9 protein-coding genes are annotated in these 13,684 nt (G+C 65.7%); 7 read left to right on the forward strand and 2 right to left on the reverse strand.

Features of this window, described 5'->3' with window-relative positions:
* Nucleotides 1–556 (reverse strand): hypothetical protein (locus G3480_RS21955; RefSeq protein WP_206171843.1); only part of this gene is annotated, 556 nt, incomplete at its 3' end.
* 450 nt (nt 557–1,006) lie between these two features.
* On the opposite strand from G3480_RS21955, the gene G3480_RS21960 reads away from it, so the two are divergent.
* From G3480_RS21960 to G3480_RS21970, 3 genes are all read left to right on the forward strand, one after another.
* A complete protein-coding gene (locus G3480_RS21960; RefSeq protein ID WP_164656085.1) occupies nt 1,007–1,570 on the forward strand; it encodes an HdeD family acid-resistance protein in 564 nt (187 codons plus the stop codon).
* Between the two features lie 120 nt (nt 1,571–1,690).
* Complete coding sequence (locus G3480_RS21965; protein WP_164656087.1) at nt 1,691–3,565, forward strand: potassium transporter Kup; 1,875 nt, start codon at nt 1,691–1,693, stop codon at nt 3,563–3,565.
* A 233-nt stretch (nt 3,566–3,798) separates the two neighbouring features.
* A complete protein-coding gene (locus G3480_RS21970) occupies nt 3,799–4,374 on the forward strand; it encodes a Uma2 family endonuclease (RefSeq protein ID WP_164656089.1) in 576 nt (191 codons plus the stop codon).
* 828 nt (nt 4,375–5,202) lie between these two features.
* On the opposite strand, the gene G3480_RS21975 is transcribed toward G3480_RS21970, so the two are convergent.
* Nucleotides 5,203–5,619, reverse strand: a complete 417-nt coding sequence (locus tag G3480_RS21975) for a FimV/HubP family polar landmark protein (RefSeq protein WP_240905973.1) — start codon at nt 5,617–5,619, stop codon at nt 5,203–5,205.
* A 254-nt stretch (nt 5,620–5,873) separates the two neighbouring features.
* Here G3480_RS21975 and G3480_RS21980 point away from each other — a divergent pair, with 254 nt between their 5' ends.
* Genes G3480_RS21980 through G3480_RS21995 form a run of 4 tightly spaced genes read left to right on the forward strand, consistent with a single transcriptional unit; the run spans nt 5,874 to nt 13,283 of the window.
* Nucleotides 5,874–7,265, forward strand: a complete 1,392-nt coding sequence (locus G3480_RS21980; RefSeq protein WP_164656093.1) for a cation:proton antiporter — start codon at nt 5,874–5,876, stop codon at nt 7,263–7,265.
* Nucleotides 7,266–7,281: 16 nt separating this feature from the next.
* On the forward strand, nt 7,282–9,669 hold the full coding sequence (locus G3480_RS21985) for a mechanosensitive ion channel domain-containing protein (RefSeq protein WP_164656095.1): 2,388 nt from the start codon (nt 7,282–7,284) through the stop codon (nt 9,667–9,669).
* Between the two features lie 2 nt (nt 9,670–9,671).
* Nucleotides 9,672–12,398 (forward strand): bifunctional lysylphosphatidylglycerol flippase/synthetase MprF, encoded by a 2,727-nt coding sequence (mprF, locus tag G3480_RS21990; protein ID WP_240905974.1) that lies wholly within the window; start codon nt 9,672–9,674, stop codon nt 12,396–12,398.
* 6 nt (nt 12,399–12,404) lie between these two features.
* Nucleotides 12,405–13,283: an alpha/beta fold hydrolase gene (locus G3480_RS21995; protein ID WP_164656099.1), complete on the forward strand. Its 879-nt coding sequence runs from the start codon at nt 12,405–12,407 to the stop codon at nt 13,281–13,283.
* Nucleotides 13,284–13,684: the final 401 nt, after the last annotated feature.

Raw genomic sequence — 13,684 nt, forward strand, 5'->3', positions numbered from 1 at the left:
AGCGCAGTTCCACTTTGCCCAAATGGGATATCCTCATCCGACCAAACTGCGGGTAAGTTCTTTCGCGTAAATCGCCTAAGATGTAGACGATGACGAAGCCGTCGGTCTCGGCCCTGAGGAAGTGCTGCACATCCGACTGGAACAGCAGGTGGATGACGATGAGCAGGGCGCCCCAGTGCGCGATCTGCTTCAAGAGGTAGCGAGCCCGTGTCTGCCAGATGTCGCCGGCGTGGCGGGCCCAGCCGCTGAAGGTGGAGACGAGCGCCACCAGGGGAATGAAGAAATCCCAGGCCCCTTGCGCCGAGGCTGGATTGTGGTCGGTCATGGCAATGAGGACGACCGAGATGCTGTAGAGCATGATGTAAGGCAGGGTTGCCAGCGTGAATTTGCCGACATAGGTCTTGGGATGCGGAACCATGTGGTCGACGCCTTCGGTGATGACGCGGCCGATGTTGTCGACGCCTTCGGTGATCACAGTGCCCAGCTGCCTGACCTTGTCTGAATGGATGAGCTTGTCCACATGGAAATTGCCTAGATTCATGAGTTGGTTCGACATGCGCTTGATCTCCAAGTACGTATCGGGAGAAGGCTTAGCTCGGACGCCAAGGTGCCGAACGGCGAGTGCCCTGGAGTCGAACCGCCACGATTTAGAGCGTCCGAGACGATGCCAGCGGTTCGCTTGCTGCTTGCCTGGCGCTCTGACCCTTGCACTGCATCTTGTTTGCCAAGCTCGGTGAGGCCGCACCGGAAGCGGGTTGGCTCGGCGGGAGCGGTAGGAGCGGAGTCTTTCAGAGGCGGTTTCTGGTCGCTGAGACACAGTCTCCTTGGTGCAAATTCACCAGATCGCTCCCTCTGGTCAGCGCGCTTGGACAGTGGCGCGAACGACCGCGCAACGCGCCGGGCGGCCGGCCTGTTGATGCTCGAGTCCGGTCGGGGCTGCCCAGTGGATCATGGCGCGAATCTTGAGTACCTCATTGTCGAAACACTCGATGCAGGAGGAATCACGATGCAAGTCCCTGACAACAAGATCACCCTGGATCCGGCTGCCCTGATCGAGCAGGAGGTGAATGGCTTCGGATCACATAGCTTCTGGATCGGTCTTCTACTGATGATGCTCGGCGCGGTCGGCATCGCACTGCCGCCCGCCATGGCCATCACCACGGTCGATGTGATCAGCTTGATGCTCTTCATCGGCGGCGGTTTCTGGCTGTGGCATACCGCCAAGCATGGCGGAGGGCTGCTGCGCTGGCTGAAACCGCTGGCGCTCATCGCCGCCGGCGTCTTGATGATTTCCAGGCCGGTGGCCGGCGCCGAGGCCCTCGCGCTACTGCTGAGCTTCTATCTGCTGTTGGACGCCTTCGGCAGCTTCGCGCTCGCCTATGAGCTGCGTCCGGCACGCGGCTGGGGCTGGATGATCGCTAGCGGTGTCGTCGATTTGTTGCTGGTCGTTTTCTTCACCTTCAGCTGGCCGGCCTCGTCGCTGGTCGTCCTCGGCATCTTCGTGGGCACCAGTCTGCTGTTCGATGGCGCGGCACTGACCGCCATTGGCTGGTCGTTGCGAAGGCACTAAGAAAGTGACCATCAACAACTTCCCCGCTTTCGCAAAGGGGGGCCAGGGGGGATTTCGGACGGGATCGCTCACATCGGGAAACAGTTGATGGGCGCTTCCTAAGCCACTGGGGGATGCCCAATGTCAGTTCAGGATCCCAATCGCCGGGCGGCCGGGGCATCTCTGCTCATCGCCACCCTCGGGGTGGTCTTTGGCGACATCGGCACCAGTCCCATCTACACCATGAACATCCTCTTCGGCCGGGCGGGACTGCCGGTCGAGGTGGTCAACGTCTTCGGCGCCCTCTCGCTGATCTTCTGGTCCCTGGTGCTGGTCGTCGGCGTCAAGTACATGCTCTTCGTCCTGTCTGCGGACAACGATGGGGACGGCGGCGTGATCGCACTCGCCACCCTGCTGCGCCGTCGCAGCCGCCGGCGGGCGCGCTCGCTGGCGCTGCTGTTGGGGGTGGTCGCCAGCGCCATGCTGATCGGCGATGGGCTCCTGACCCCGGCCATCTCGGTGTTGAGCGCGGTGCAGGGGCTGGAACTGGTCGCCCCGGATCTGGCCGATGTGGTGCCGGAGCTGACGGTGCTGGTGCTGATCGCCTTGTTCGCCATCCAGCATCGCGGCACGGCACAGGTCGGCAAGCTCTTTGGCCCCGTGATGCTCGCCTGGTTTCTCATCCTCGGCGGGACGGGGGTCTACTGGATCCTCAAGGTCCCCGGCGTTCTGGCCGCGCTGGACCCGCGTTACGCCTTCTGGTTCTTTCAAGACAACGGCTGGACCGGTTTTCTGACGCTCGGCATCGTCTTTCTGGTGGTCACGGGCTCGGAGGCGCTCTACGCGGACCTGGGCCACTTCGGCCGACGGCCGATTCAGCTGAGCTGGCTGTTTCTAGTCTGGCCGGCGCTGATGCTGAACTATCTGGGGCAGGGCGCCCTGCTGTTGAGCGCGCCCGAGCACCCCGGCAACAGCTTCTTCGGCATGGTGTCCGGGCACTGGCTGATCGGCCTGATCGGCGTCGCGACCCTGGCGACCGTCATCGCCTCTCAAGCGATCATCAGCGGGCTCTTCTCGCTTTTCCGGCAGCTCAGCGAGCTGGAGTACTACCCGCAGTTGCGGGTCAGCCATACCTCGGCGAGCCAGGCGGGCCAGATCTACATCGGCTCCATCAACTGGCTGCTGATGACCGGCACCCTCATGCTCGTGCTCGGCTTCCGCTCCGCGGATGCGCTGGCGAATGCCTACGGGCTCGCGATCGGCGTCGTCACCCTCATCACCTCCGTGCTCTTCCTGGGCTTCGAACGCAAGGTCAAACGACGCGGTTGGCTGGTGATCCTCAGCCTGGGCATCCTCTTCCTAGGTGTCGACCTGGCCTTTCTGGTGGCGCTGTCGACCAAGCTGTTCTCCGGCGCCCTGGTCATCGTCGTCATCAGCGCCTTCATGCTGCTGATCATGCTCACCTGGCACTGGGGGCAGAACCGCCTGCGGCAGGGGCAACAGCGGGCGGCACCGCTGCTGACCGACTTCGTCGCGAGCGAGGCGGTCCAATCGGCGGCCCGTTCGCCCGCAAGCGCCATCTTCCTCACGCGGACCGCGCGCCACGTCCCCCAAAGCCTGCTGTACAACTTTCGCCACAACCAGGTGCTGCATCGCGAGACCTATGTCCTGCAGGTCGAGATCGAGGACGCCCCGCGCGTGCGGTTGGAGGACAAGCTGACGGTGGAGCGCCTCGGTTCCGGTTTCTTCACCGCCGTGCTGCGCATGGGCTACATGGAACGGCCACGCTTCGAGACCATCCTCGACCTGCTGTCACAGAGCGCCTATCCGCCGTCCACCGAGCATCCGAGCCTCTTCCTGAGCCGCGCCCGTGTCGGCATCGCCAACATTGGTGCCGCGACCCGCTGGCGCGCCAGGCTCTATGCCTTCATGCAGCGCAACACCCCCAGTCCCGCCTTCCTGCTCGGGGCTCCGCCAGAGCGGTTGATCGAGATCGGGGTGCACTATGACCTATAGTCGCGTGGATGCGGATACTGAGCTGCGCGAGTGCGTCGCTGTTTCCGCTTGGGCAGGGGGCGGATGTCGTCGGTTGGGCCGCGGAAGGATGCCCAACGCGGCCTGTGCCGTTGGGCATTCCAGGGTCGGCCCAAGTGACGCCAGACCTCGATTGTCTGCCGCAAACGTCTGCCTTTACAGGGTTTCTCTGCGGGGTATGCTTCACAAGATTGACCGCTATGAGAGCCCGAGCCATGCACGCGCATCAGAAGACCCGCCCCAGTCTCTACGAACAGCTTGAAGCCCTGCCGGAAGGACTGATCGGGGAAATCCTCAACGGTCAGCTCTACACCCAGCCGCGCCCGAGTGGCCCGCATGTCTTCGCCGCGTCTGAATTGGGCTATGAACTGCTCGGCCCGTTCGAGCGCGGGCGCGGGGGGCCCGGCGGATGGTGGATCCTTCAGGAACCCGAACTGCACCTCCTGCGCAACACCGAAGTGGATGTTCCAGACCTGGCCGGATGGCGCAAGGAGCGGTTGCCCAGATTTCCGCGCGACCATCGCTTCACCATGGTTCCGGACTGGGTGTGCGAAATTCTGTCCCCCTCGACCGAGAGCAAAGACCGCAAGCTCAAGATGCCGATCTACGCGCAGTACGGGGTTCCCTATGCCTGGCTGCTCGATCCAGTCGTGCACATCCTGGAAGCCTACGCCTTGGAAGACGGTGCCTGGCGGGAGATCGGACGCTTCGCTGGCGCAGCACTGGTGTCGGTCGCGCCTTTCGAGGCGGTGACGATCAGACTGGATGGCCTCTGGGCGCCGACCGAGTAGAGATCGAGTTTGGCGGCCTAAATAAATCCGTTCCCTTTTCCACTACTGCTGCCGGTGGTTCTGGTTCCTCGTTTTTCTGAGCTGCCTATGCGGCAGTGAACTCTAGGCCCCGTTGCTCAGCCTCGTAGGGCGGATGCCCGATAGGGCGATCCGCCATCACGATACCGAGCAAAATGGCGGAACCGCTATCGCGTTCCGCCCTACGCGGGCTGGTGTCGGTCGCGCCTTTCGAGGCGGTGACGATCAGATTGGATGGCCTCTGGGCGCCGACCGAGTAGAGATCGAGTTTGGCGGCCTAAATAAATCCGTCCCCTTTTCCACACAATCAGCAATACCCTATCATAGAGGATGAGTTTCACATCCTCGGAAAAGTGATCGGCATGTGGAGGGATATCTAATGCGCATCGCAATCGTCGCCGTCGCCGTCGCCGTCGCTACGCTCGTGCTCGTGACAACTGGCGCGCAAGCTGCGAAATGCAAAGGCCAAGATGGGCGCTGGCACGACTACTCAAGCCCGGAATGCTCAGGCGGGTCACCCCGGCCAAGCGTTAGTAGCAGGCCGACACGCACTCCTGCGAGTCAGGGATGGGCGAGCGCCGAGGACATCGCCTGAAGGCATTGCGCCGAGCGGCATCCCGACGACTACGCACTGCGCGGCGGATGCATGCGCAACGCCCAGCGCGGATGGGAATCCATGCACGCGCCAACCGATCTTCCGGCAGGCGTAGAGCGCAAGGTCAAAACCCTGTGCGAGCAACGCCACCAAGGCGACTTCGCGCTCCAAGGCGGATGCCTCCGAAATCAAATCCGCGGTTACCAAGCCTCGCGCTAACCCATACGCATCCGCGTAATCTTCAGCCGGCATAGCACGCCCGGGGCGCCGGCAGGACAGGTCAGCCCGCTGCCCCGCGCCTGATGCTCACGCCATGTTCGGTTCTGCTTCGCGACCTCCGCGCGTGCGCGCTCCGCATCCAGGGCAGCCATCTGATCCGCATCCGGGATCAGCAGCAGGGCGCCCAGCCTCAGAGCGCCGTTGACGTTGCAGGGTGTCGCGAAGGCCGTGGGATTGGCGCGCAGCAGCGCGAGCATGATCTGGTCGCGGCTGACCAGGGTGTCGGTCTCGATGCGCCCCGCGATCTCCCACAGCGACTCGCCGGAGCGCACGGGCCCATAGGCCGGCCCGGCGAAACCCGGTCCGGCCCAACTCAGGATGATGGCGGTGAGCAGCCATGCGTGATGCCCCATCAGCCTCGACAATCCAGTCCGTCCCTGATGTCTCGCCTGGTCCATATCCACCAACCCCCGTTGGTTGCTATCAGCAAAGTCTGCGGCACGGCGTCGGCCTGCGCCCGCTCCAGGCCATGCGCGCGTTGGCCCAATCCGTGCTGATGACACATCAGCGGCCAGGCTCGCAAGCGGCATGGGTGCCCACGCCCAGTGGCTGGCCATTGTTCCCCAACCGAAGGGTAAGCGTCATGCCTCCATCCTTGACACAACCGATGGTCCTGCATCCCTTTTCCAGCATCATGCTCGAGCTGGCGCTCTTACTGACCATGGTCCTGGTCGCCCGCTGGCTCACCGACCGCTACCGACAGCCGGCCGTGCTCGGCGAGCTGCTGATCGGCGTCCTGGTCGGCAACCTGGGCTACTGGGTCGGTCTGCCCTTTTTTACCTTCGTGATGAGCTACGGCGCGGCCAGTCCGGTGTTCGAGCAGGTCTGGCAGGGCGGCGTCTCCGTCGCGCAGGCGGCGGCGCAGGTCTTCGGCGCCGGTGAACTGGCCCCCGGCGGTCGCGGGCACGAGGTGCTGCGCCTGCTCAGCGGAGACAACGCCCTGGCCAACGTGAACACCGGCCTGAGCCTCTGGCTCTTCTCCAGCCTGGGCATCATCCTGCTGCTCTTCCACGTCGGGCTCAAGACGGGTGTGCGGCAGCTGCGCGGTGTCGGGGCGGATGCCGCACGGGTGGCGGTGGCCGGCGCACTCGGCACCCTGTTGATCGCCTTCCTGGTGATCTGGCTGCTGCCGGTCGGCCTTAGTGGCTCCGGGCGCTTCTTCATCGCCGCCACCCTGAGCGCGACCAGCATCGGGGTCGCCACGCGCATGCTCGATGACATCGGTAAGGCCGACACCGCCGAGGGGCAGATGATCCTCGGTGCCTGCGTGCTCAATGACCTGCTCGGGCTGGTGCTGCTCGCGCTCGCCATCGAGCTGGTCGTCAAGGGCCATTTCGACCTGCCCGCCGTCGCCTGGCTGCTGGCCTCCAGCGGGGCCTTCCTCGGCGCCATCGTGCTCTTCGGGGACCAGTTGGGCCGACCCTTCGCCCGCCAGCTCAATCGCATCGATCCCGCCGAGAACCGCTTTCTCGCGCCGCTCGCTTTCGCCTTCCTGCTCGGTTGGCTGTGCAGCTCGCTGGGACTGAGCGGCACCGTCGGCGGCTTCGCGGCTGGGCTCATCCTCTCGGACGAGGCGCTGCGCGACAAGACCAAGGAGATGCTGGTGCCGCTGATCGCGGTCTTCACGCCCATCTTCTTCCTGCTGATCGGCATGCAGGTCAACCTGGCGGTCTTCCTGCAGTGGCATACCCTGCTGCTGACGCTCGCGCTGCTGCTGGCGGCGGTGCTCGGCAAACTGCCGGCCGCACTCCTGGCCGGACCCGAGGTCGACCGCGCCACGGTCGCGCTCGGGATGCTGCCGCGCGGTGAGGTCGCGCTCATCTTCGTCGGCGTCGGGCGCTCGCTCGGCGTCATTGACGACAACGTCTTCGCCGCCCTGGTCGCGGTCATCATCCTGCTGGCCTTCGGCTCCGGGCTCGCGCTCAAGTGGGCCTTTGAGCCACGCTCCGCGCGTGCCCAGGCCATGCTCGGTCGGGCGAATCGACTGCTGACGCGCTGAGAGGGCCGGTGGTGCGATGCGCACGCTGGGTGCTCTATCCACATGCAAGGCGGATGCCTTCCGCCGGCAGATCCATCGGCCTGGCACGTGCGTCCTGGGGCTGTTGCTCTTGCTTGCGGCGGTCTGTCCGGCCTGGGCAGATCAAGCCGCGTTCGACGCCGCCGGTGTTCAGGCCAGGCTAACGGGTCTGCACCGGGTCGACGCAAGGCTTCAGCAGGGCTTGGTCCCCGAGGCTCGGTTTGCGGCGCTAACCGACGAGGTCTCCACCGATCAGGCCCAGGCGCAGGACTGTATCAGTGCGCAGCAGGCGCAGACCGACGCGATCGCCCAGCAGCTCAATGCCTTGGGGCCGAAGGCCGCGGGAGCCTCCGCGCAGGTGCGGCAGGCGCGGGCGGATTTGGAGCGTCAGCAGACCCAGGCGACCGCGCTGCTGGCCGATTGCCGATTGCTGCAAGTCAAGAGCAGCGAGACGCTCCAAACCCTGGCGGCGCGTCAGCAGGCGCAACTCACCAGCCGTCTGCTCACCCGGGGGGTGACCACGCCTAGCTTGATTCAGGGTTGGATCGCAAGTCCGCCCACGCCCGACTCACTGCTGGATCTCGGCAGGCTGCGCGACCGACTCGGCGCGGGGGATCATGCAGCACTGTCCTGGCTCGGCGCACTGGCGCTCATTGGATTGGTGTTGGGGCTACTCCCGCGCCGCCGGATGCGCCAGCTGGCCCCGGTCGATCCCGAGCGCGATCTCTTCGGCGCGGTGGCGCAGGGTATCCGCCTAAGCCTGGGCCGCTATCTGCCAGGACTCGCCATCGGGGCGCTCTGGTCGCTCGACTGGCTGATACGCGGCCGGGCCCCTGAGGGCTGGCCGCTGCTCGCCGATGTGGCCTTCGTCCTGCTGGGCTACCAGTTTGCCTTGGTCGCCATCCGCGCCGCCTTCAATCCGCCGCGCCCGGCGAGCCGCTACCTGCGTGTGCCGATCGATCTCTCCAAAGGCTTTGCCCGCACTCTGCGCTGGCTCGCGCTGATCTCGCTCATCGGTGCGCTGCTGCTGACCACGCCGATTGCGGAATCCGCGAGCCCTGATCTGCTCTTGGTCACCCGATCGATCTGGGGCACGCTCTTCATCGCCAATCTCGTATGGGCGGTTTGGCTCATTCGGCGCCTGCGCGGCAAGGGCGGCGTCGGCGTCGTCCGGCTCGGCCTCGGGCTCGCGCTGCTCGGCGCCCTGGGTGCCGAATGGCTCGGCTACCGCAATCTCTCGGTCTTCGTCGGTCAGGGCGTGGTGCTGACCCTGGTGTGTCTGCTGCTCGCCTGGCTGGTGTCGACGCTGGGCGACGACTTCATCGACAGTCTCGACGAGGGGCGCCACGCCTGGCAGCGGCGTTTGCGCGTGCGCCTCGGCGTGGGGCCGGAGGACTTCATTCCGGGCCTCTTCTGGCTGCGCATCCTCTTCCGTCTGCTGATCTGGTTGGCGCTGGCGCTGGCCGTGCTGGATGTTTGGGGTCTGCCGGACAGCGCTCAGTCCACTCTGCTGCAGTGGGCAGGGGAGGGGTTCAGCCTCGGCCAAGTCCGCATCCAGCCGGCGCGGGTCCTGATCGCCATTCTGACCCTCGGGGTGTTGCTGTCGCTGGTTTCCTGGATCCGCAAGCAGCTCGATCGGCGGCTGGCGACGGCTCGCCTGGAGCCGAGCGCGCGCGAGACGGCCGTGGCGATGACCGGCTACGGGCTCATGATCGCGGCCGGGCTGGCGGCGCTCTCCATCGCTGGGTTCGAGCTTCAGAAGCTGGCGATCATTGCCGGGGCGCTCTCGGTCGGCATCGGGTTTGGGCTGCAGAACATCGTCAACAACTTCGTCTCTGGGCTCATCCTGCTGTTCGAGCGCCCCATCCGCACCGGCGACTGGATCATCGTCAAGGAAATCGAGGGCTATGTGCGGCGCATCAGCATCCGCTCGACCCAGATCCAGACCTTCGACCGCGCCGATGTCATCCTGCCCAACTCGGATCTCATCTCCAACAGCGTGACCAACTGGATGCTGCGCGACCGCTTCGGGCGACTGCGCGTGCCGGTCGGCGTCGCCTATGGTTCGGACCTGCAGCGTGTCCGAGAGACGCTGCTGCGGGTTGCCGGCGAGCATCCCCAGGTGGTTCAGGGGAGCAGAATCGTTCAGGATCCCTATGTGCTCTTCCTTGCCTTCGGAGACAGTGCGCTGGACTTTGAACTGCGCGTCTTCGTCCGTGACATCGGCAAGCGCCTGACGGTGTTGAGCGACCTCAATTTCGCCATCGACGCGGCCTTCCGTGAGGCCGGCATCGAGATTCCCTTTCCGCAGCGCGATGTGCATCTCATTCGGCCCGCACCGCCGACGCCAGGGTCGGGCGGCATCAGTAGTCAAGGCAGGACATGACGATGAGCCAAGAGAACATTCAGGGATCCGGTTGCGCCGTCCGCGCGGACGCGCGGATCGACGACCTCTCTGCGATCTCGGATTCGGACGCGGCCGACGACGCCGCCGAGCGCAGCTGGCTGAAGGCCGTCGGCGCCATCCTCCACTGGGTGCTGCCGATCGTGGCGCTGGCGGCCGTGGGGGTGGTCGGCTGGCGGGAGCTTCGCCATCTCGACCTGGCCGAGGTGCACCGCTCCTTCCAGGCGATCAGTCTGGGCGTCACCGTCGCCCTGCTGCTGGCCGGCTTGGCCACAGCCTCCCTCAACACCCTCTATGACCTGCTGTTGAGACGCTGGCTGGCGTTGGAGATCAGGGTGAAGGATCTGGCGCGTACCGCCTGGGTCGCGAGCGCCCTGAACAACGTCGTGGGTTTCTCGGGCATGACGGGCTCCGGCGTGCGCTATCTGGGCCTGACCAAGGCGGGTGTCGCGCCGCCCAAAGCGGTCGGCAGCGCGGCCTTGGTGGTGCTCAGCATGCCGCTGGGGCTCTCGGTGCTGGCGACCACGCTGCTGGCGGTCCACCGCGAGATGTTGCAGTGGACCGCGGTGCCGGCGCCGCTGGCCCTGGCCGTGCTGGGTGCGGTCAGTCTCTATTGGCCGTTGTTCGTGCTCATCGCCGGGCGCGGTCCGCTGCACCGGCGCTGGTTGGCGGACACGCCGACATTGGGCGCGGCGCAGCGGGTCAGTCTGGTGCTGGTCTCGACCCTGGACTGGGTCGCGGTCGGCGGGCTCCTCTGGCTGTGCTTGAGCGCGGCCGGCGCCACCCTCCCGCTGACGACGCTGCTGATGGCCTTTGCCCTTGCCATGACCCTGGGTCTGGTCAGCCTGGTCCCCGGCGCTCTGGGCGTCTTCGAAGGGGCCATGCTGCTCATCCTGGGCCGCACCGGCGCGGATCCGGCCGCCCTGGTCGCCGGGCTGCTGCTGTTCCGCGTCGCCTATTACTTCGTCCCCTTTCTGTTCGCCGCCCAGCTCCTGCCGGGAACCCGGCTGCTGCCGGACGGTGGCCGCATCGAGGAGCTGGTCGAGGGTTTCAAGACCAATCCGGTGCTGCGGGTCGGCCGCATTCCGCTCCAGCTCCTGGGGCACCTGAGCACCCAGATCCTCGCCTACGCCACCTTCGCGGCCGGGGTCGTTCTGCTGCTGTCGGCGGCCTTTCCCGGCGTGGCGGAGCGCTTGGAGGTGCTGGACCGCTACATGCCGCTGCTGGCGCGTGAGGGCTTTCATCTGTCGAGCGTGATCGTCGGGACGCTCTTGCTGGGTCTCTCGCGCGGGATCGGTGCCGGGATGCGCGGGGCCTATCACAGCACCCAGGTTCTGCTTCTGAGCGGCGCTATCCTGAGCCTGCTGAAGGGCATCGACATCGAGGTTGCGGCCCTCTTGCTGATGCTCTCGGCCCTGCTGCGGGCCAATCGCGCGAGCTTTGATCGCCGCGGCTATGCCCTGGCGAGCGCCCGCAATCTGCGCTGGCTCGGCGGCATCGCCCTGACGCTCTTGGCGGCGGCTGGGCTCGGCAGCCTCCTCTACGGCTCCAGCACCCTGCTCAGCCATCTCGACCAGATCGGCCACCATCTGCACTCCGCCCGCTATGCCCGCGCCTTGCTCGGGATGACGGTGACCTTCCTCGCCTGGCTGGCCTGGACCTGGTACTCCATGCCGGCGCCGGCGGTCGATCTGCCCGACCAGACGGCGCTGCAGCGTGCCGCGGACTTCTACACCCGGGTCGGCCGCACCACCTATTCCTATCTGACCATGCTGGGGGATAAGTACCTCTTCTACTCCCCGTCGGGTCGGGCGTTGATCCAATACGGCATCCGCCGCGGGCATCTCATTGCGTTGGGTGATCCCGCCTGCGCCGAGGCCGATCTGCAGGAAGCCCTCCACGGCTTTCGCACCTTCGCGGACGCCTACGACCTGACGCCTGTCTTCTATCAGGTCGAGGAAGCCAACCTGCACCACTACCATGAGGCGGGCTTCCGCCTGCTCAAGCTCGGCGAGACCGCACGGGTCTCTCTCCCGGACTTCACGCTCAAGGGTAAGAAGGCCGAAAACCTGCGGACCGTGCTCAACCGCGCGAAGCGCACCGAGATGACCTTCGAGGTGCTGACCCCGCCGCTGGAAGAGGGCGTCTGGGCGGAACTCAAGGCCATCTCGGATGCCTGGCTCGCCGAGAAGCGCATGGCGGAACTCGGCTTCTCGCTCGGCAGCTTCAGGCGCGACTTCCTGGAATGGGGGGCGATCGCCGTGGTCCGGCAGTCCGGGCGGCTGATCGCCTTCGCCAGCCTTGCCCAGGACTTCGGACACCGCGACGAGACTGGCATCGACCTCATGCGACATATCCCGGACACCCCGCACGGCACCATGGACGTCCTCTTCAGCAACCTCATCCTCCACGCCCAGGAGGCCGGCTATGCCTGGTTCGACCTGGGCATGGCGCCGCTCAGTGGCGTCGGCCGCTCGCCCTGGTCGCCGCGCGACGAGCGCATGCTCAAGCTCGGCTACGAGCTGGGCAACCGCTTCTACAACTACAAGGGGCTGCGCCAGTACAAGGAAAAGTTCAACCCGCAGTGGCGCGGCATGTACCTGGCCTACCCGCGAGGGCGGTCGCTGCCGGTCGTGCTGATGGACGTGACCGCCCTCATCACGCGAGGCCAAAGGGGCCATCGGGCAGCCGGCAAGCGGGCAGGGGGCTGAGGCGGGATGGGTCTCAAGGGGCGCCGGGTGGTCAGCAGCGTCGCCGTCCTGACCGGGTTACTGGTGGTCGGGTTGCTGTTGCTCATGCCGATCTCCGGCAACTTTGCCGGCTATCTCTGGTGGCGCTACACCGCCGACCCGCATCCCCAAACCGGCAGCATCTACACCGACGGCGCCGCGATCCACTACCAGCGCTACCCCGGTCAAGGCCCCGCCATCCTCCTGCTGCATGGCGGACTGAGCCATCGCCTCAGCTGGTTCTCCCAGCTCCCCTGGCTCGTCTCATCCGGTCGCGAGGTCGTCCTCATCGACAGCCGCGGCCACGGGCGCTCCGACCTCGGTGACGGCGAGCTGAGCTACGAACGCCATGCGGCCGATGTCATGGCCGTCATGGCTGCGCTGCATCTGCGCAAGGCGGACATCATCGGCTGGAGCGATGGCGGCAACACCGCGCTGGTCCTTGCCCATCTCCACCCCGAGCGGATCAATCGCGTCCTCGCCATCAGCGCCAACTATGACCCTTCAGGTTTGACCGCCGAGGCTCGGGCCGATGCCGGACGCCCAGCCAATGCCTTCACCTATTGGATCAATCGTTGGTGGACCGAGGCCGGTCCAAAGACCCAGGCACTGGAGGGTCGTATCAAGCGCATGTGGCTGAGCGGGCCGAATCTAACGCCTACGGACCTCACCGGGATTCGCTGTCCGGTGCTGCTCATCGTCGGCGGGCGGGATGTGATCCGGTTGGAGCATGCGGAGGCGATGGCGGGGTTGATTCCAGGTGCGCGGTTGGAGGTTGTGGTGGACGGGGGACATTCGCTGCCGGTGACGGAGGCAGGGTGGGTGAATCGAGAGATCGGCGGATTTCTGCATGTTCCATTGCCGTGAACGCGGGATCCGTTTCTGACGGTTCGCGACCCTAGAAAGCGTCCATCAACAACTTCCCCCCTTTCGCAAAGGGGGGCTAGGGGGGATTTCGGGCGGCATCGCTCGCATCGGGAAACAATTGATGGACACTTTCCTAGCTTTTGGCTTCCGCCGCTCATGAGATCGGCGTCAGGCGCTGCCGAAAGCAATGATGGCGGGCCTTCGTCGGGCGGGGCCCTGCTCATAACTCCGGCCACCGAGCGGACCGCCTGCCGAGAACCGGAGGTAAGACGCTGATCTTGCTAGGCATTGGCGCCGCTCTCCTATCATGACGGTGAGCCTTGGCACCGGGTGGCCACGGGTGCTTACGCACCCGCGGCTCCCACAGATCCGGACGTGCGGGACTACCGCATCCGGCTCCT

The sequence above is a fragment of the Thiorhodococcus mannitoliphagus genome, from assembly GCF_010915725.1.
Classification (GTDB): domain Bacteria; phylum Pseudomonadota; class Gammaproteobacteria; order Chromatiales; family Chromatiaceae; genus Thiorhodococcus; species Thiorhodococcus mannitoliphagus.

What these genes read in the sequence shown, in the direction of transcription:
- G3480_RS21960 (WP_164656085.1), top strand. Translation starts at nt 1,007, where the DNA reads ATGCAAGTCCCTGACAACAAGATCACCCTGGATCCGGCTGCCCTGATC.
- G3480_RS21965 (WP_164656087.1), top strand. Translation starts at nt 1,691, where the DNA reads ATGTCAGTTCAGGATCCCAATCGCCGGGCGGCCGGGGCATCTCTGCTC.
- G3480_RS21970 (WP_164656089.1), top strand. Translation starts at nt 3,799, where the DNA reads ATGCACGCGCATCAGAAGACCCGCCCCAGTCTCTACGAACAGCTTGAA.
- G3480_RS21975 (WP_240905973.1), bottom strand. Translation starts at nt 5,619, where the DNA reads ATGGGGCATCACGCATGGCTGCTCACCGCCATCATCCTGAGTTGGGCC.
- G3480_RS21980 (WP_164656093.1), top strand. Translation starts at nt 5,874, where the DNA reads ATGGTCCTGCATCCCTTTTCCAGCATCATGCTCGAGCTGGCGCTCTTA.
- G3480_RS21985 (WP_164656095.1), top strand. Translation starts at nt 7,282, where the DNA reads ATGCGCACGCTGGGTGCTCTATCCACATGCAAGGCGGATGCCTTCCGC.
- mprF (WP_240905974.1), top strand. Translation starts at nt 9,672, where the DNA reads ATGAGCCAAGAGAACATTCAGGGATCCGGTTGCGCCGTCCGCGCGGAC.
- G3480_RS21995 (WP_164656099.1), top strand. Translation starts at nt 12,405, where the DNA reads ATGGGTCTCAAGGGGCGCCGGGTGGTCAGCAGCGTCGCCGTCCTGACC.